General features: G+C 54.9%; 14 protein-coding genes. 10 read left to right on the forward strand and 4 right to left on the reverse strand.

The annotated features are described in order from the left end of the window. Window positions 1-10 precede the first annotated feature (10 nt). The gene (locus G482_RS19835) at window positions 11-2548 is read left to right on the forward strand and encodes an ATP-binding protein (protein WP_051259088.1); all 2538 of its coding nucleotides are present in this window, start codon (window positions 11-13) and stop codon (window positions 2546-2548) included. A 383-nt stretch (window positions 2549-2931) separates the two neighbouring features. On the opposite strand, the gene ppsA is transcribed toward G482_RS19835, so the two are convergent. After that, window positions 2932-5304: a phosphoenolpyruvate synthase gene (ppsA, locus tag G482_RS0115185; RefSeq protein WP_028450747.1), complete on the reverse strand. Its 2373-nt coding sequence runs from the start codon at window positions 5302-5304 to the stop codon at window positions 2932-2934. A gap of 169 nt (window positions 5305-5473) precedes the next feature. Between ppsA and ppsR the strand changes: the two genes are divergently transcribed. The 7 genes from ppsR (at window position 5474) to G482_RS0115220 (ending at window position 13300) form a co-directional block, all read left to right on the forward strand. Continuing rightward, window positions 5474-6292, forward strand: coding sequence for a posphoenolpyruvate synthetase regulatory kinase/phosphorylase PpsR (gene ppsR, locus G482_RS0115190; RefSeq protein ID WP_028450748.1), 819 nt, complete (start codon window positions 5474-5476; stop codon window positions 6290-6292). Window positions 6293-6453: 161 nt separating this feature from the next. Beyond that, window positions 6454-7197, forward strand: a complete 744-nt coding sequence (minC, locus tag G482_RS0115195) for a septum site-determining protein MinC (RefSeq protein ID WP_028450749.1) — start codon at window positions 6454-6456, stop codon at window positions 7195-7197. A gap of 38 nt (window positions 7198-7235) precedes the next feature. After that, the gene (gene minD / locus G482_RS0115200; protein WP_028450750.1) at window positions 7236-8045 is read left to right on the forward strand and encodes a septum site-determining protein MinD; all 810 of its coding nucleotides are present in this window, start codon (window positions 7236-7238) and stop codon (window positions 8043-8045) included. A gap of 3 nt (window positions 8046-8048) precedes the next feature. Beyond that, a complete protein-coding gene (minE, locus tag G482_RS0115205) occupies window positions 8049-8312 on the forward strand; it encodes a cell division topological specificity factor MinE (RefSeq protein ID WP_028450751.1) in 264 nt (87 codons plus the stop codon). Between the two features lie 127 nt (window positions 8313-8439). Then, on the forward strand, window positions 8440-9753 hold the full coding sequence (locus tag G482_RS0115210) for a chloride channel protein (protein WP_051259089.1): 1314 nt from the start codon (window positions 8440-8442) through the stop codon (window positions 9751-9753). An 87-nt stretch (window positions 9754-9840) separates the two neighbouring features. Beyond that, the gene (map, locus tag G482_RS0115215) at window positions 9841-10650 is read left to right on the forward strand and encodes a type I methionyl aminopeptidase (protein ID WP_028450753.1); all 810 of its coding nucleotides are present in this window, start codon (window positions 9841-9843) and stop codon (window positions 10648-10650) included. A 76-nt stretch (window positions 10651-10726) separates the two neighbouring features. Then, a complete protein-coding gene (locus tag G482_RS0115220; RefSeq protein WP_245575297.1) occupies window positions 10727-13300 on the forward strand; it encodes a [protein-PII] uridylyltransferase in 2574 nt (857 codons plus the stop codon). Between the two features lie 140 nt (window positions 13301-13440). Here G482_RS0115220 and purU read toward each other — a convergent pair whose 3' ends face one another. Together purU and G482_RS0115230 are read right to left on the reverse strand one after the other, a co-directional pair. Then, window positions 13441-14295 carry a formyltetrahydrofolate deformylase gene (purU, locus tag G482_RS0115225; protein ID WP_028450755.1) on the reverse strand — a complete coding sequence of 285 codons (855 nt, stop codon included), beginning with the start codon at window positions 14293-14295 and terminating at the stop codon, window positions 13441-13443. 76 nt (window positions 14296-14371) lie between these two features. Then, a complete protein-coding gene (locus G482_RS0115230; protein ID WP_028450756.1) occupies window positions 14372-14746 on the reverse strand; it encodes a hypothetical protein in 375 nt (124 codons plus the stop codon). A gap of 90 nt (window positions 14747-14836) precedes the next feature. Between G482_RS0115230 and G482_RS0115235 the strand changes: the two genes are divergently transcribed. Then, on the forward strand, window positions 14837-15301 hold the full coding sequence (locus tag G482_RS0115235; RefSeq protein WP_028450757.1) for a tRNA (cytidine(34)-2'-O)-methyltransferase: 465 nt from the start codon (window positions 14837-14839) through the stop codon (window positions 15299-15301). A 264-nt stretch (window positions 15302-15565) separates the two neighbouring features. Here the strand turns inward: G482_RS0115235 and G482_RS0115240 are convergent, their stop codons facing one another. After that, the gene (locus tag G482_RS0115240) at window positions 15566-15955 is read right to left on the reverse strand and encodes a group II truncated hemoglobin (RefSeq protein ID WP_028450758.1); all 390 of its coding nucleotides are present in this window, start codon (window positions 15953-15955) and stop codon (window positions 15566-15568) included. 158 nt (window positions 15956-16113) lie between these two features. Here G482_RS0115240 and G482_RS19840 point away from each other — a divergent pair, with 158 nt between their 5' ends. After that, window positions 16114-17745 carry a methyl-accepting chemotaxis protein gene (locus G482_RS19840; RefSeq protein ID WP_051259090.1) on the forward strand — a complete coding sequence of 544 codons (1632 nt, stop codon included), beginning with the start codon at window positions 16114-16116 and terminating at the stop codon, window positions 17743-17745. Window positions 17746-17759: the final 14 nt, after the last annotated feature.

The following is a 17759-nucleotide window of genomic DNA, read 5'->3' on the forward strand; positions in this document are numbered from 1 at the left end:
CGGGAATGGCATGAAGCAAGCTCAAAACCTAATCGCTACCAACGAGACACAGCGGGCCTTCAACAGCTGGTTTCAGCGAGCGATCCAGTCAGTTAAAAACACCCGTATCTCGTTATGGGTTGCAATTGCGGCCCCCTTCTCGGTGATTTTTCTAGCCACAGTCACATTTCAAAATATTAATCAAACTCGGCTCACCAATCGTTTTATCGAACAATCAAGTATACGACTGCTTGATGCTTTGAGTGTTAGCTCGAAAAACAGCCTCCACCTTTTTCTTGAAGAGCCATTTCGTATCCAACTCGAAATTGGTCATGCCATTGCCAACAATCGGCTCTACACCGAAGGCAATATGGAGCGGGTCTACCAGTATATCCATAATACCTATGTCAAACTCTATAATGACAAGACCCAAATTAGCGTTTTAAGTTTTGGCAGCGAATACGGTGAGTTCGCCGGCATTCGCCGCGAGAATAAACCAGGCCAATACGCCTTAATCCTGAAAGATGACAGTACACGGCAAAAATTAAGGATCTATGCCGATGAAACGCCAAGCAAATTAATCACTGAATTTCGCAGTTATGACCCACGCTTTAGGCCATGGTATATGCCAGTACGTGGCACCGGTCAAGCACGCTGGTCACCTATTTACACAAATTATGATGAGCGCGAAGACATTACGATGTCTGCGACTTCGCCAGTGATGATAGGCGACAGAATTATTGGCGTCATGGATGCCGATATCAAACTCGATGGCCTCAGTCATTTTTTACGTAATGATCCATTACGTAAAAATGGCGTGATCTTTATTGTCGATTCGCACGGTCAGCTAGTTGCTCAATCCACACCGGGCTCTATCGTCGCCCATCGCGATGGCCCTGGTATGCCCGGGCAACGGCTCAGCATGGCCGAAAGCACCAATGCCTCCATTCGGGCGGCTTCTGCCACAGTACTCCGACTGCGGGATCAAGAAAATGCCAGCTTTGACATCAATATTGCCCGTACCAAATATTATGGTCGAATCACGAAATATATTGATCCACGCGGAATTGACTGGCGAATTGTGAGTCTCGTGCCCGAAACTGATTTGATGGGAGATGCCAGGGATCAGAATTTACTATGGTTTTATTTGATTTTCTCACTCGCAGTCGCATTTGGCTTAATTGGTTTAATCGCGATTCGCCGAGTGATTCGCTCAATCGAAAAGGTGGTGGCTGCAGCTAAAGAACTTACGTTAGAAAAACAAACGGTAATGATTCCTGCCACCGGTTTTCTACAGGAGACCAAAGCGCTGGCACAGGCATTTAATGATATGTCCGAGCGACTACATGAATCCTATCAGGCTATGCGCAACCAACAGGATACCCTCACCGAAACGCTCGACAAGAATTCAGCCATGCTGCTGGATATTGTGCGTAAAGAAGTCGATTTGCGCGAATTAAATGAGCAACTAGAAGCCCGCGTCACCGAGCGTACCGAAGCATTAACGGTTAGCAATACCGCATTACGCACCGCCATCGCCGAAGCCGAGCAAAAAAGTGCTGAAGCCAACGCCGCACTAGCGCAGCTAAAAGAAGCACAAAGTAAGCTCATTCAATCGGAAAAGATGGCCTCACTGGGGCAACTAGTCGCCAATGTAACTCATGAAGTCAATACCCCGATTGGGGCAATTAAATCAAGCGGTAGCACCATGTTAACGGCGCTCAAAGAGGGCTTACTGAGCCTACCGGCACAAGTACGTACTCTAGAGACGGAAGAATTTGCCGCTTTTGAGCAATTAACCCAACTGACCCAAAGACCACCGGCAGTACGTAGCACACAAGAAGACAGGAAAAACTTGCGTGAAATCATCAGCCAGCTAAATCATTTTGGGATTGCTAATTCAGCTAAAATGGCCAATATGCTGGTCCAATGCCAGGCAGTACCGAGTGATATCGAATTACTACTACCCATTTTGCGCAATAATCGCGCCGAAGAATTACTAAAAATGGCCTATCATATTTCGACTTCAATCTCCTGCGCTTTGAATGTCAATGTGGCGGTAGAAAGTGTATCCCGGATTATTTTTGCCCTGAAATCTTATTCGCGCCAAGGCCAATCGAATATCCAGACCGAAGTGAATGTCAAAGACACGCTTGATACCGTGCTTTTACTATACGGCAATGCAATTCGCCGCGGGATTGATTTAGTGAAGAACTTTGCAGACGTTCCCATTATTCATGGCTACCCTGAAGAGCTATCGCAAGTCTGGACAAATTTAATTCATAACGCGATGCAAGCCATGCATTATCAAGGCATGCTCAGTGTTAGCCTGTGGGCGGATGAGCACAATATCTATATCAAGATTGTCGATTCAGGGCCCGGCATTCCACCGCAAATCCGTGCGCAAATTTTCGATCCATTCTTTACGACTAAACCAGTCGGTGAAGGCAGCGGGCTTGGCTTAAGTATTTCACGCAGCATTATTCAAAAACATGGTGGTGAAATTGTGATTGATGATTCGATTGAGAAAGGGACCGCTTTTGTAGTCAATCTGCCGATCTCGCCTTAAATATCGAGGCTTCAAGCATGAGGCACACCACACTCCCACGCTGGAATGTAATGCAAGCGAATTTGATACACCCGCTTAGTATAAACGCGGCGCGCATGATCAAATTGAGCTAGACGGCAATACCCTGCTAAATCACTACCGCACCCATTACCATGTCTACCAACCTCTATCGCGGCATTTCGGATCGATCGGGCTCGCTAGGGTTATCAGGGGCAAGGCAAGACTGCCCCTGATTCGTCTGGCGGGCGAAACCGTCGGTTTACCGCCTGCGCCAGCAGGCTGATCAAGCTCGAGAAAAAGCCCGTCACAAGGACGGGCTTTTTATACTGCCATGGGTATATTTTGCCAGGCAAAGCTAAATAAAACCCACAGGGCTATACCCCTCAGGCTTTGCCACCTTTAGCCAAGAAAAGCCAGGTTTCCACCACGGTATCGGGATTGAGCGAAATTGTCTCGATCCCCTCTTCCACCAACCACTGCGCAAAATCAGGGTGATCCGATGGGCCTTGGCCACAAATGCCGACGTATTTACCGAGTTTGCGGCAAGCTTTGATCGACATGCTGAGCATGGCTTTCACCGCTTCGTTGCGCTCGTCAAAGCTGGCGGATACTGGACCACCAGAGTCGCGATCAATACCGAGCGTGAGCTGGGTCATGTCGTTCGAGCCGATCGAGAAGCCATCGAAATACTGCAGGAATTGCTCAGCCAGCACGGCGTTGGCGGGGATTTCGCACATCATAATGATACGCAGACCATTTTCGCCGCGCTTGAGGCCATTGCGCGCCAACAAATCGATGACGCATTCGGCTTCCTTCAGCGTGCGCACAAACGGAATCATCACTTCGACATTGGTCAGGCCCATCACATCGCGCACTTTTTTGACTGCGCGGCATTCGAGCTCAAAGCAATCACGGAATGATTTGTCCACGTAGCGCGCCGCGCCACGGAAACCAATCATTGGGTTTTCTTCATGCGGCTCGTATTCCGGGCCACCGAGCAAGTTGGCATATTCGTTGGATTTGAAATCCGACAGCCGCACGATGACTTTTTTCGGGTAGAACGCCGCACCCAGCGTAGCAATGCCCTCGGCGATTTTATCGATATAAAAATCGATGGCCGAGCGATAGCCGGCGATGCGCTCTTCCACTTGGGTTTTCAGTGGCTCAGCCAGATTCGGGTAGGCCAGCAGGGCTTTGGGGTGAATGCCGATCATGCGGTTGATGATGAATTCCAGCCGCGCCAACCCCACACCTTCGTTTGGTAGCTGAGCAAAGTCGAAAGCGAGCTCCGGGTTGCCAACGTTCATCATCAATTTCACCGGCGCTTGCGGCATGGTGGCCAGCGAAACATCCAGTTTTTCAAATTTCAGCAGGCCTGCATACACATTGCCGGTGTCGCCTTCGGCGCACGAGACAGTTACTTCGTCGCCTTCACGCAGGGCTTTGGTGGCGTCGCCACAGCCCACCACAGCCGGAATACCCAACTCGCGGGCGATAATCGCGGCGTGACAGGTACGGCCACCGCGGTTGGTGACAATCGCCGCTGCGCGCTTCATCACGGGTTCCCAGTCCGGGTCGGTCATGTCGGAAACCAGTACATCACCGGCTTGCACGCGATCCATTTCCGATACATCGCGGATAATGCGCACGCGGCCTTGGCCAATCTTCTGGCCAATGGCGCGGCCTTCGGTCAACACGTCGCCGGTTTCCAGCATACGGAATTTGGTGAGTTTTTCTGAGCCGCTTTCTTGCGATTTGACGGTTTCTGGGCGGGCTTGCAGGATATACAGCTTGCCATCGATGCCATCACGGCCCCATTCCACATCCATTGGGCGACCATAGTGTTCTTCAATGATTAGCGCGTATTGCGCCAATTCTTGGACTTCTTCATCCGAAATGGAGAACTGACGGCGATCGGCCAGCGGCACATCCACGGTGCGCACCGATTTACCGGCTTTGGATTCGGTATCGAATTCCATCTTGATGGCTTTGCCACCCAGATGGCGGCGCACAATCGCTGGGCGGCCAGCGCGCAACGTAGGTTTGTGTACGAAAAATTCATCCGGATTCACCGCGCCCTGCACCACGGTTTCGCCCAGGCCATACGACGCAGTTACGAAAACGACTTGATCGAAACCCGACTCGGTATCGATGGTGAACAACACGCCCGCCGCGCCTTTGTCCGAGCGTACCATGCGCTGGATCCCGGCCGAGAGGGCCACGATTTTGTGATCAAAACCTTTGTGCACGCGATAGGCAATGGCGCGGTCGTTATACAGCGACGCAAATACCTGCTTCATCGCATCCACCACGTTTTGGTAGCCGACGATATTCAGGAAAGTTTCTTGCTGACCGGCAAACGAGGCATCAGGCAAGTCTTCAGCCGTGGCGGATGAGCGCACCGCGACAGTGACGTTGTCGCCGAGCTTGGCGTAGTGTTCGGCCATTTCGGCTTCCAGCTGCGGTGGCAAGGGCGTGGCCATAATCCAGTCGCGGATTTGCTTGCCGGTTTCGGCCAAGGCTTTGACGTCATCGACATCCAGCGTGGCCAGCGCCGCATCAATGCGATCAGCTAGGCCTTCGTGAGCCAGAAAGGTGCGATACGCTTCAGCCGTAGTAGCAAAACCGCCAGGAACGCGCACGCCCTTTTCGGTCAGCTGCGAGATCATCTCGCCCAGCGAGGCGTTTTTGCCGCCTACTTGTTCGACATCGCTCATCCGCAGATGTGCAAAATCCACTACGTACTGTTCAGTCATCGTATCGACCCCTTCGTGAGGAAGTTGTTTATTGGTGTGCGTCTTTGTTGCAGCGCAACTTAATGGAGAATAAGTTAAACATAGTTTTTTTTTGACCAAAGTAAGTAATTGTATCTACTGGTTTTCCCCTGATCGTCAGTTTATCCTAGGGAAAAAGGAAGAATATCTTATGCGTCGCACCGCTTTTTTTGTCTCTGGCCGCACCGGGATCACCGTAGAAATCTTGGGTCATTCGCTGCTGTCGCAGTTTGTGGACGTGACCTTTAACCGAATTGTGTTGCCGTTTGTCGATACGCTGGAAAAAGCCGAAGAAGTCGCGCTCAAAATCCGCAAACAGGCCCTGATTGATGGCTGCCGGCCGCTGGTATTCAGTACCATCGCCGATCCGAGCATTCGCGCCAAAATCCAGGTGCCCGACGCCCAATCCTTTGATTTTTTTGCCCAATTTATTGGCCCACTGGAAGATGAGCTGGGCGTGCAATCGTCGCACACCATCGGCCGCGCACATGAAATCAGCAATTTTGAGGAATACAACAACCGGATCAACGCGGTGAATTTCTCGCTCAATCACGATGATGGCGTGATGCCACGCGATTTGCAGGAAGCCGATTTGATCCTGGTGGGCGTCTCCCGCTCGGGCAAAACGCCCACCTGTTTGTATCTGGCCCTGCAATTCGGCATCAAGGCCGCCAACTATCCGCTGACCCCGGAAGATTTCGGCCAGCACACGCTGCCTAAACTTTTGTTACCGTATCGTAATAAATTGTTTGGCCTCACCATTGACCCCGAGCGCTTACGGCAAATCCGGCAAGAAAGAAAGCCAGAAAGCCGTTATTGTCAGCTCGAAACCTGCCAATTTGAAGTTGCCGAGGCCGAAGCACTAATGCGCCAAGCCAGCGTCCCGTTTCTGAATACCACGCGGATGTCGATCGAAGAATTGGCCACTACCATCATGCACCGCACCGGCCTCACTCGCCGCGCTTATTAAGCCTATCCAACGCAGTAAATCCACATCCTAGCGTCCCGTACGGCCAGATCTGACCGGCGGGGCGTTGTTTTCATTCGCTGACAGGGTTTTACAGCTTCCTAGCGCGAGGTTGAAACGGTAAACTGCAGGGTTTAATTCCCACCCTTGTCTTTGTGACGCTCATGACCAGTTTCGCCTACCCGGAATCGACGGCCAGCCTGTTTGAATTCAAAAGCTCTACCACCCGTTTGACGGCCTTTGTTCCGGTCACCACCGATTGCGATCAGCTGCAATCTGCCTTGCAAGCGCAATTGGGCGGCACCGATCATTTTCTGAGCGGCGAGCAAGTCGTGATCGATTTCAATAGCCTGCCGCAAATCCCCAGCGCGGTTGAAATTGTGGCCATGGTGAATTTGCTGCGGCAATTTGCCCTCGCGCCCATCGCCGTGCAGGGTGGCAATAAAGATCAACAAGTCGCCGCGCGAGAAGCCGGCCTGGTGGTGCTACTGGAGACCGAGCTCACCAGCACCAGCCAACCCGCGCAACATACCCCCCCAGTGCATCAGCCGGAAATCATTGCCCCACAAGGCGCTACGATCATTACCCGCCCAGTGCGTACAGGGCAGCAGGTGTACGCCAAGGGCGGTGATCTGATTGTGCTGGCGCTGGTGTCTAATGGCGCCGAAGTCATCGCCGATGGCAATATTCATGTCTATGCCCCACTGCGGGGACGGGCGCTGGCGGGCGCACGAGGCAATACCGAAGCGCGCATTTTCACTACCTGCATGGAAGCCGAGCTGGTTTCGATTGCTGGGGTGTACCGCGCGCTGGATGAAAACCTGCCCGATGCCATACGCGGCAAACCGAGCCAGATTCTGCTCGATGAGAACAAAATCGTCATCGAAGCTTTAACCAACTTGAACTAAGCGCGAGCTTTCCAACATTTCAACATCAGGGGATCACCGTGACCAAAATCGTCGTAGTAACTTCAGGCAAAGGCGGCGTGGGTAAAACCACCACCAGCGCCAGCTTCGCATCCGGCCTTGCGCTGCGCGGCTTTAAAACCGCTGTGATCGACTTTGACGTGGGCCTGCGTAATCTCGACCTGATCATGGGTTGCGAGCGCCGCGTGGTGTACGATTTCGTCAACGTCATCCAAGGTGAAGCCACGCTGCGCCAAGCGCTGATCAAAGATAAAAACTGCGACAATCTGTTTGTACTGCCCGCCTCGCAAACTCGCGATAAAGATGCGCTCTCGAAAGAAGGCGTGGAGCGGGTGCTGAACGAGCTTAAACACGACGGCTTTGATTACATCGTGTGCGATAGCCCTGCCGGTATCGAAACCGGCGCGTTTCTGGCGCTGTATTTCGCCGATGAAGCCATCGTGGTCACCAACCCAGAAGTCTCGTCAGTGCGCGACTCAGACCGTATTATCGGCATTCTGGATGCCAAATCACGCAAAGCCGAAGAAGGCGCCACAGTAAAAACCCACCTGCTGATCACCCGCTACAGCCCATCGCGCGTGGAATCAGGCGAAATGCTGTCGCTGGATGATGTGCAACATCTGCTGCGCATTCCGCTGATCGGGATTATTCCGGAATCTGAAACCGTGCTGCAGGCCTCAAATGCCGGTACGCCCGCGATTCACAATGCCGGCACTGATGTATCGGAAGCCTACAAAGACGTGATCGGCCGCTTCCTGGGCGAAGAAAAACCAATGCGCTTTATCGAAGTACCAAAACAGCCGTTCTGGAAACGGTTGTTTGGAGGTTAAGCGATGTCGATCCTGAGTTATTTCTTTGGCGAAAAGAAAAAAACCGCCTCGGTCGCACGTGAGCGCCTGCAGATTATTCTGGCGCATGAGCGCAGTGGCCGCGAAGCGCCCAATTACCTGCCACAGCTGCAAAAAGAGCTGGTGGAAGTGATTTCCAAATATGTGGCCATTGATCCGGCCGACATTAAAGTACAGCTCGATAAAAAAGACGATTTTGAAGTACTGGAAGTCAACATCGTGCTGCCGGAAACGCGCCGCCCAAGCTAATCTGCAAGGCCCCACTCTGGGGCCTTTTTGCTGCGCGCCGTGCGGCTATCACGCGGCATGGTATTAGGTACTGGACTTCCCTCTGCCTACCGCGCATGCTCACTACTTCACCATCGCCCGTATACCCATGCCTGTACCTCGCCTTCTGCGCCATTACTGGCTGCGCCTCAGTCATACCGTACAGCAAGCCTCCACCAGTAGCCGCCAAACCGCGCTGCTGTGGCTGGGTGCGGCGCTGGTGGGCCTGGTGGCGGTTTTGCTGGCCAAGGCGGCCGAATATGCTTTTGGGCTCTTTAGCTGGGCACAAGGGCAATGGCGCTTTGCGCCGCTCTTGCTGGTACCGGCCGGCGGCGTGGCCGCGCTATGGCTGATGCGCCGTCTGGGTGAAGGCGCGCAAGGCAGCGGCATTCCGCAGACCAAAGCCGCGCTGGAAACCACCCACGCACCGGCGCGGACATCGCAGCTGTTATCGTTGCGCATCGCGCTGGCCAAATTCATCGGCATTGTGGCGGGCCTTGCCAGCGGCTTTGTGCTGGGGCGCGAAGGTCCCACCGTGCAAATTGGCGCTAGCCTCATGCACAGCCTGCATGGCTTTGCCCGCATCGATACGCCGCTGTTTCGGCGCCAGCTAATTTTGGCCGGTGGCGCCGCCGGGATTGCCGCCGCGTTTAATACCCCGCTGGCCGGGATTGTGTTTGCCTTTGAAGAGCTGGCCCGCTCGGTCGAGGAACAAACCTCGGGCAAATTGCTCGGCGCGGTGATTATCGCCGGGGTGGTGTCGCTGGCCTTACTCGGTGATTATGTGTATTTCGGCCGCATTCATGTGCCGGGCTTTTCGGCTGCGATGTTGCTGCCGATTGTGCTCATCGGTGGGGTTGCGGGCTTGGTAGGCGGGATCTTTAGCTGGACCTGTATCCATGCCCAACGCTGGCTACCCGCCAGCGTGCAGCAATGGCGCACGCAAGCGCCGTATCGCTTTGTGGCGCTGTGCGGGCTACTGATTGCGCTCTTGGGTTTGTTGGCACCGATTCATGGCAGCGGCGCCGAAATCACCAGCGCCGCCATCAATCAGGGTAGCGCCCTGCCGTGGTATTTCACTCCGCTGAAATGGGCAGGCATGGTGCTCACTTTCCTGACCGGCCTGCCCGGCGGGATTTTTGCGCCCTCGCTCTCGCTGGGTGCCGGGGTGGGCAGCTGGTTTGCCCCGCTATTTGCCACCACGCCCCCGGTCAAACTGATGGCAATTGGCATGGTGGGCCTGCTGGCCGCCGTGACCCGGGCGCCGCTCACCGCCGCGGTCATCATGATGGAAATGACCGATGGGCACGATATGGTGATTTCCAGCCTCGCAGCCGCCATGCTGGCTAGCGCCGTGGCGCGGCAGTTTAAGGTAAACCTCTATCACGCACTGGCCGATCAGGCCCTGAGCCGCCTACGGTAAAAACCGGCTGTGGGGCACCGCAGCGCAGTGTTATAATTGCGTAAAAATTGATCGCGGCTGCTGGCCAGCCCCCCCACTGAGGATTCCATGAGCATCACCATTAAAACCGCTGAAGAAATCGAAAAAATGCGCGTTGCCGGCCGTCTGGGCGCCGAAGTACTCGATTACATCACCCCATTCGTTGTGCCTGGCGTGACCACGGGCGAGCTCGATCGCCTGTGCCACGAATACATGGTGAATGTGCAAGGCACCATTCCTGCCCCGCTCAACTACTGCCCACCGGGGTATATTCCGTATCCGAAATCGATTTGTACTTCGGTCAATAACGTGATTTGTCATGGTATTCCCAACGACAAACCGCTGAAAAACGGCGATGTGGTTAATCTTGATATCACCGTGATCAAAGACGGCTACCACGGCGACAATAGCCGGATGTTTCTGGTGGGCGATGCGGTGCCGGCGCATGCCAAACGCCTGTCGCAAGTGACATTCGATTGCATGTGGATCGGTATCGAGCAAGTGAAGCCAGGCGCGCGGCTGGGCGATATTGGCGCCGCCATTCAAAGATACGCCGAAAAAGCCGGCTACTCGGTCGTGCGCGAATTCTGCGGCCATGGCATTGGCGCGGTGTTTCACGAAGAGCCGCAAGTGCTGCACTATGGCAAAGCCGGCACTGGCCCCGAGCTAAAGCCGGGCATGATTTTCACCATCGAGCCGATGATTAACGCCGGCAAGCGTGAAATCAAACAAATGAACGACGGCTGGACGATTGTGACCAAAGATCGCAGCCTGTCGGCTCAGTGGGAACACACGATTCTGGTGACCGAGACTGGCTACGAAGTGCTGACCGTGTCAGCGGGTACGCCGGCCAAACCAGAGAAATACCTGCTGGGGTAATCTCAGCAAAGCTTTACAAATCGGGTATTGCAGCGCAATACCCTTTTTTATGTCCATCGCCGTCGCAGGATTATCTATGCGCTCCGTCACCGCCATCCGCCAAAGCTACGCCAGCAGCAAAACCGAGTTGCAAGCGCGTTTTACAGAACCTGCCAAAACCGCGCCACTGCTGAGCGAGCTGGCCAGCCTCACCGACCAGACGCTGAGCGAGCTATGGAATCGGCATGAGTTTGCTAGCGAGGTATTGCTCGCTGCGGTAGGCGGCTACGGGCGTGGCGAGCTATACCCCTACTCCGACATCGATTTATTGATTTTACTGCCCGATCAACCTAGCCCGGCGCTACTGGAAAAACTCGAGATTTTTGTGGGCGAGCTCTGGGATATCGGGCTGGAGGTCGGCCACTCGGTGCGCACACTGGCCGATTGCCTGAATGAAGCCGAAAAAGACATCACTGTGCAAACCGCGCTGCTGGAGGCCCGCCTGCTGGTGGGCGATACCGCGCGCTTTAGCCAGTTTCTTGATACCGTGCACCGGCATATCGATCCGAAAGAATTTTTCGACGCCAAGCTGATCGAGCAGCAAGCCCGCTACGGCCGCTTTCAAAACGCCACCTACAAGCTCGAACCCAATATCAAGGAAGCCCCGGGTGGCTTGCGTGATTTGCATCTGATCGGCTGGATTGCCGCCAGCCAGCGGCTGGGCCGCGATTGGCATGCGCTGGCGGCCATGGGCATGCTCACCGACGAAGAAAACCGCAAGCTGTGCGAAGCCGAGCGCGTGCTGCGTACCTACCGCATCGCCCTGCACTGGCGTGCCAAACGACGGGAAGACCGGATTTTATTTGATTACCAACACCCGCTGGCCAAAGCCTTCGGGCTGGATGATCTGGCCAGCGCCGGGCGAATTACCCAGCGCGCCTCGGAAGCCTTTATGGCCGAATACTATCTGGCCGCGCGGATTGTGACGCAGCTGGTGCCGGTGTTGCTACATGCACTGCGGGCGCGGATTTTCTCGCAAATCGGCACCAAGCCACTGCCGATTTGCGCCGATTTTCAGATTCGTGATGGGCTGCTGGAAACGATTGACCCGGATTTATTCACCCGCAAACCCTCAAGCATGCTGGCGCTGTTTCTGCATTTCGAGCAGCGCCGCGAAGCCAGCGATATCGCGCCGGCCACGCTGCGGGCGCTGTGGCATGCGCGGCATTTAATCGATGATGATTTTCTGGCCGAAGCCCACAATCGCCAGCTCTTTATCTCACTGTTTCGCGAGCCACGCGGCCTCACCCGTATTTTGCGGCGCATGAATCAATATGGGGTGCTGGGGCGCTATATCCCCGAGTTTGGCGATATTGTTGGGCGGATGCAGCATGATCTGTTTCATGTGTATACGGTGGATGAACACACGCTGATGGTGCTGCGCAATGTGCGCCGCTTTGCCGTGACCGCCTTTACCCATGAATATCCGCTCTGTTCGCGCTTGCTAGCCGAATTTGAGCGACCCGAAGTCATCTATCTGGCGGCGCTATTTCACGATATCGGCAAAGGCCGCGGCGGCGATCATTCGCTGCTGGGCGCCGAGATTACCCGCCAGTGGGTGGCGCGCCACCCGCTACCCGAAGCCGACCGCGAGCTGATCGTCTGGCTGGTGACGCACCATCTCACCATGTCCTCGGTCGCGCAAAAACAGGACGTTTACGATCCGGAAGTCATCGCCGAATTTGCCGCGCTGGTGAAAGATCAGCGCCATCTGAATGCGCTGTACCTGCTCACCGTGGCGGATATTCGCGGCACCAGCCCGAAAGTATGGAACGCCTGGAAAGCCAAGCTGCTGGAAGACCTATTTAAAGGCACGGCCCGCTATCTGAATAGCCAGAACATCACCGCGCATTCCTGGCTCGCCGAGCGGCAGGATGAGGCTTTGCGCCTGCTGCGGCTGTATGGCTTTCGCAGCGATGCGCATCAGCCATTCTGGAAGCTGCTGGATACCGTGTATTTTCTGCGCCAGGATGCTCGCGATATTGCCTGGCACACCCGTGTATTGCTCAACCGCATGCATGCCACCGAGCCGACCGTCAAAGCCAAGCTGTCCGAATCGGGCGAAGGCCTGCAGGTGGTGGTGTATACGCTGGATCAGCCCGATCTGTTTGCGCAGATTTGCAGCTTTTTCGAGCACGCCGGCTACAGCATTTTTGATGCACATATCCACACCACCACGCACGGCTATGCGCTGGATACCTTCTACGTGTTTATCCCCGATAGCCGCCATGCCTCATATCGCGATCTGATCAATTACGTGGAATTCGAGCTTGCGCAGCGCATCGCCAAAAAACTGCCGCTCCCCGCCGCACCCAGCGCGCGGCTATCGCGCCAGCAAAAGCATTTTCCGGTGAAGCCGCATGTGCAGATTCGCGCCGATGAAAAAGGCAAGTTTCATATTCTGTCGGTAGCGGCTGGCGATCGGCCCGGGCTGTTATCCACCATTGCACGGATTTTGGCCGCCAAGCGGATTGAGATACAGTCGGCCAAGATCATGACCTTGGGCGAACGGGCGGAAGATCATTTTCTGATTACTGGCAGCGTACTCAATGATGAACGCGCCTTGCTACAGCTGGAAAACGATCTGCTGCAAGCACTCAGCCCGAATTAATAACAAAGGGGTATTGCCTGCCAAGCCTTAATCCGAAAGGCCTATCCGGCAATACCCCTGTTTGATTTACTACAATCCATTCCCGCCGCCCAGCGCATGCTAGTGTGCGCAGCCAGCGGCCAAGGTGTTTAGTTGGGCGTTTAGTTGAAAATCACCGTTTTGTTTGAATACACCAGCACGCGGTGTTCCAGATGCCAGCGCACTGCCCGCGACAGCACCACGCGTTCCAGATCGCGGCCTTTTTGAATCAGGGCTTCGACATCATCACGGTGTGAAATGCGCGTGACGTCTTGCTCGATGATCGGGCCATCGTCGAGGATTTCGGTGACATAGTGGCTGGTGGCGCCAATCAGCTTCACGCCACGGGCAAACGCGCGGTGGTACGGCTTGGCACCGTCAAATGCCGGCAGGAAGCTGTGGTGAATATTGATCACGCGCTGCGGGTAGGCGGCGGTGAATTCATGGCTTAACACCTGCATATAGCGTGCCAGCACGATCAGATCGATGCCTTTTTCAGCCAACAGCGCGCGCTGTTGCGCTTCGGCGGCGGCTTTGTTGTCTTTGTTAACCGCAATGACGTGGTATTCAATGCCGTAAAATTCGGCCAGCGCACGACAATCTTCGTGATTGGAAATAATCAGCGGAATTTCGCATTTGAGCTCGCCACTCTTGTAGCGGTGCAGCAAATCCACGAGGCAGTGATCGTATTTAGAAACAAAAATCGCGACTTTTTGCGCTTTATTCGACAGCGCAACTTTCCAGGTCATGCTAAAGCGGTCGGCAATCGGCTGAAAGGCCGCAGCAAACGCATTCATATCCAGCGTGAAGTCGGCCAGATCCCACTCAATGCGCATCAGAAACAGATTATCGGTGTTGTCCTGATGTTGATCGGAATGAACGATATTGGCGTTGTAGGTAAACAGGAAATTGGCAATCGCAGCCGAAATGCCTTTCTGATCAGGGCAGCTGATCAGCAGCGTGGCGGTATGAGTCATACGGGAACAGTCTTTGGCAAAATAAATTTGCTCTCGATTCTATCAGCCCCACCCCAGATCGGACAGCGAAATAGCCCTAGATTTGCGCAGAATCAGCCCGCGCCAGCTGCGCTGTGCGCGCCCGCTGTTGGCCGACTTCCAGTTGCGCCGCCAACAGCCACTGCCCCAACTGCGCCGGGGCACAGCTGGCGGGAAGCTCGGCCTGCCAGCGCCAACCATTGGGCGCGTGCCGATCACGCCGCAAGGCCAGCGGCCAGCCGTGCTGGGCCGCGTAGCAGGCCGCGGCAAAACCTTGGGTGCGCGCTGGATTAAACGGCGTAGTGTCCGGTGCGGGCAGCCAGTGATCGAGCGCGCGAAACAGCAGGGCCAGCGTTTGCGCGGGGCTCAGCGCATCGGCCCGCGCCATGGCTGCGGTGGCCTGCAAGATTTCCTGCGTTAGCGGCACGCTCATACGCGCACTCCCAGCTCGATGGAATCTCAGTGTAGAATCAGCGCCCTGCCCGTCAAGGGTAAATCTATTTGTCTTGCGCCACGGATCACCATGTTTGAGATTGTCCTCTACCAGCCCGAAATTCCGCCCAATACCGGCAATATCATTCGTCTGGCCGCCAATACCGGTGCGCGCCTGCATCTGGTCAAGCCACTGGGTTTCCCGCTGGACGATACCAAAATGCGCCGCGCAGGGCTGGATTACCATGAATACGCCGAGATGCAAGTGCACGAAGACTGGGCCGCCTGCCGCGCCGCACTGGCCGGGCGGCGCTTTTTTGCTGGCACCACCAAGGGCTCGCAGCGCTTTGATACCGTGAGCTACGCGCCTGGCGATGTACTGGTGTTTGGCCCCGAGAGCCGTGGCCTGCCGGCTGAAATCTTGGCCGAATTCGCGCCGGGCGAACGCATCCGCCTACCCATGCTGCCCAATAACCGCAGCCTGAATCTGGCTAACGCCGTGGCCATCACGGTGTATGAAGCCTGGCGGCAAAATGACTTTGCCGGCGGCCAATAAACAAGGATACCCAGTCGGGTATCCTCAGGCTGCTGGCCAAGTGGAAGAACAATCGTTTGCGAGTCGCAGCAAAGCCGAGCCTAGGAATAAGGCGTTTAATCTGCAGCCTAGATGTTTTATTCCTACCCCACCCGTTCCCTCCTTGAGGGGAGCCTCGCTTCGCGAGTGAGCTTTGTTATTTAATCTACGGATACCCATAAGGGTATCCTTTTTAAACTCAACCCACCCAATAACTTCAGAGCAATACCCCAGCACAAACCCAGTTTATTGGTTACGCATAAAATCGGCAGTGCGGAAAAACGCATCCTCCAGATGGCTGCGCACTTCGGCCGGCATCGGGGTGTCGTTCATCGCCTGATACATGCACAGCAACCACTGATCCCGCTCCGCCTCACCAATCGCAAACGGCATATGCCGGGCGCGCAAGCGCGGATGGCCATATTTTTCGATAAACAACTGCGGCCCACCCAGCCAGCCAGATAAAAACTCGAATAGTTTTTCCCGAATCAAGCCAGTGTCAGCACCATGCATGGCCTGAATCGTCGCTGCGCGCGGGTCGCTCGCCATCAGGTCATAAAAGCGATCAACCAGCTGGCGCAGCACGGGCGCGCCACCAAGTAATTCATACGGCGTTAATTCTGTGACCTGGGTCATGCTCAAGCTCGGTAAACAGCAAAAAGCCGATTTTACCTGATTCACCGCAAGCTCACCTGACCGTTAAAATATGACATTTTTATGAAATCATCGTCATGGCTTGCAGATTGCTTATGCCAACCTAGACTGATGATTAAATGACTAATTCGGAGTCGCTCATGTCGTCCAAACTCACCATTGCCGCCAAAATCATGCTCGGCTTTGTGGTTATGATCGTATTAATTATCGCCGTGGGCTTGGTCGGCCTGATGGGCTTGCGCCAATCGGCCAATGTGGTGCAAGAACTCTTAAGCACCGATCTGGAATATGGCATTGCGATGAATGAGCTGGGCGAAAATGTGCTGCATTTACGCCGCTTTGAAAAAGACCTATTTATTAATTTGAGCAATCCGGAAAAAGTAAAAGAATACAAAACCAAATGGGATAAAACCCTAGGCGACGCCAAAGCCGCGCTTGATAAAGCCGCGCCGGTCGCCAACGATGAGCGCAAAAAAGCCATCGCCGAGCTGCAAACCGGGCTCGATGATTACGCCAAGGCCTTTAATGAAGTCGCTGGTGAAGTCGCCGCCGGCAAATACGCCAGCACCGGCGAAGCCAATCAGGCCTTTGATAAACACAAAGCAGTCGTGCGCAAACTCGGTGAAGATTCCGCCGAGCACGCCAAAGAAGCGATGACGGCAGTGAAGGCGATTGCCGGCAAAGTCGAAGCCCAGCGAGCCGCCACCAATCAAATCACAATTATACTGCTGCTCTTGGCGATTGCGGCCGCAGTGATTGCCGCCGTGGTGATTTCGCGCAGCGTGCGCCAGCCATTGAATCAGATGCAGCGTGATATTGATGAAATGGACCGCACCGGCCATATTGGCCGTCGCCTCACCGCCAATCAGCATGATGAAATCGGCCAAACCTCAACCGCACTAAATCGTCTGTTTACTGGCATGTGCGAAGTAATTGGCTTGGCTAACCGCAATTCGGGCGAGCTATTGAGCGCGGCGCGCGAGCTCACCAATGCTTCGGAACAAATTGCCCAAGCTTCGCGCCAACAGGCGGAAGCATCTGCTTCGACCGCAGCCGCGGTGGAGCAAATGTCGGTCAGCGTCAATATGATTGCCGACAATACCCTCACCATGGAAAGCGAAGCGCGCGAGGCCTCGGTAACCGCCAGCGAAGGTACGGCAATTGCCAAAAAAGCCGCGGTAGAGATCAACCAGATTGCCGATTCGATCAATCGCTCGTCTGAAACCATTGTGCAGCTGAATCAACGCTCGGATGAAATTGGCAGCATTGCCATGGTGATTAAAGATATTGCCGATCAAACCAATCTGCTGGCGCTTAATGCCGCGATCGAAGCAGCGCGGGCCGGCGATTTGGGGCGTGGTTTTGCCGTGGTGGCCGATGAGGTGCGCAAATTGGCCGAGCGCACCACGCAAGCCACTGTTGAGATCACCAGCAAAATCGACTCGGTACAACGCGATACGTCGCTCGCCGCCGAGGGCATGCGCTCCGCTGGGCAGTTGGTAGAAAGCGGCGTGCGCAGCACCGAAAGTGTGGCTGATGCCTTAAGCGCCATCGAAAACGTCACCCGCCGCAGCGTCGAGCACATTGGCAGCATTAGCGGCGCCATCAAAGAGCAAAGTATTGCTAGCCAGGAAATCGCCCGCAATGTGGAGAAAATCGCGCAGGTGAGCGAGGAAAACCATAGCGCCGCCGAAAACACCAATCAACTGGCCGGCCGCCTGACCCAGATTGCCGAAGGTCTGGATAAAACCATTCGGCGCTTTACGGTATAAGCTCTGCGCCCACG

The sequence above is a fragment of the Chitinibacter tainanensis DSM 15459 genome (assembly GCF_000429785.1).
Classification (GTDB): domain Bacteria; phylum Pseudomonadota; class Gammaproteobacteria; order Burkholderiales; family Chitinibacteraceae; genus Chitinibacter; species Chitinibacter tainanensis.

Bases quoted from the DNA above. Each gene is read 5' to 3' on its own strand.
- G482_RS0115230 (WP_028450756.1), bottom strand. From the start codon at position 14,746: ATGAGCGTGCCGCTAACGCAGGAAATCTTGCAGGCCACCGCAGCCATG.
- ppsR (WP_028450748.1), top strand. From the start codon at position 5,474: ATGCGTCGCACCGCTTTTTTTGTCTCTGGCCGCACCGGGATCACCGTA.
- G482_RS0115220 (WP_245575297.1), top strand. From the start codon at position 10,727: ATGCGCTCCGTCACCGCCATCCGCCAAAGCTACGCCAGCAGCAAAACC.
- map (WP_028450753.1), top strand. From the start codon at position 9,841: ATGAGCATCACCATTAAAACCGCTGAAGAAATCGAAAAAATGCGCGTT.
- G482_RS19835 (WP_051259088.1), top strand. From the start codon at position 11: ATGAAGCAAGCTCAAAACCTAATCGCTACCAACGAGACACAGCGGGCC.
- G482_RS0115210 (WP_051259089.1), top strand. From the start codon at position 8,440: ATGCCTGTACCTCGCCTTCTGCGCCATTACTGGCTGCGCCTCAGTCAT.
- minE (WP_028450751.1), top strand. From the start codon at position 8,049: ATGTCGATCCTGAGTTATTTCTTTGGCGAAAAGAAAAAAACCGCCTCG.
- G482_RS0115235 (WP_028450757.1), top strand. From the start codon at position 14,837: ATGTTTGAGATTGTCCTCTACCAGCCCGAAATTCCGCCCAATACCGGC.
- G482_RS19840 (WP_051259090.1), top strand. From the start codon at position 16,114: ATGTCGTCCAAACTCACCATTGCCGCCAAAATCATGCTCGGCTTTGTG.
- minC (WP_028450749.1), top strand. From the start codon at position 6,454: ATGACCAGTTTCGCCTACCCGGAATCGACGGCCAGCCTGTTTGAATTC.
- purU (WP_028450755.1), bottom strand. From the start codon at position 14,295: ATGACTCATACCGCCACGCTGCTGATCAGCTGCCCTGATCAGAAAGGC.
- G482_RS0115240 (WP_028450758.1), bottom strand. From the start codon at position 15,955: ATGACCCAGGTCACAGAATTAACGCCGTATGAATTACTTGGTGGCGCG.
- ppsA (WP_028450747.1), bottom strand. From the start codon at position 5,304: ATGACTGAACAGTACGTAGTGGATTTTGCACATCTGCGGATGAGCGAT.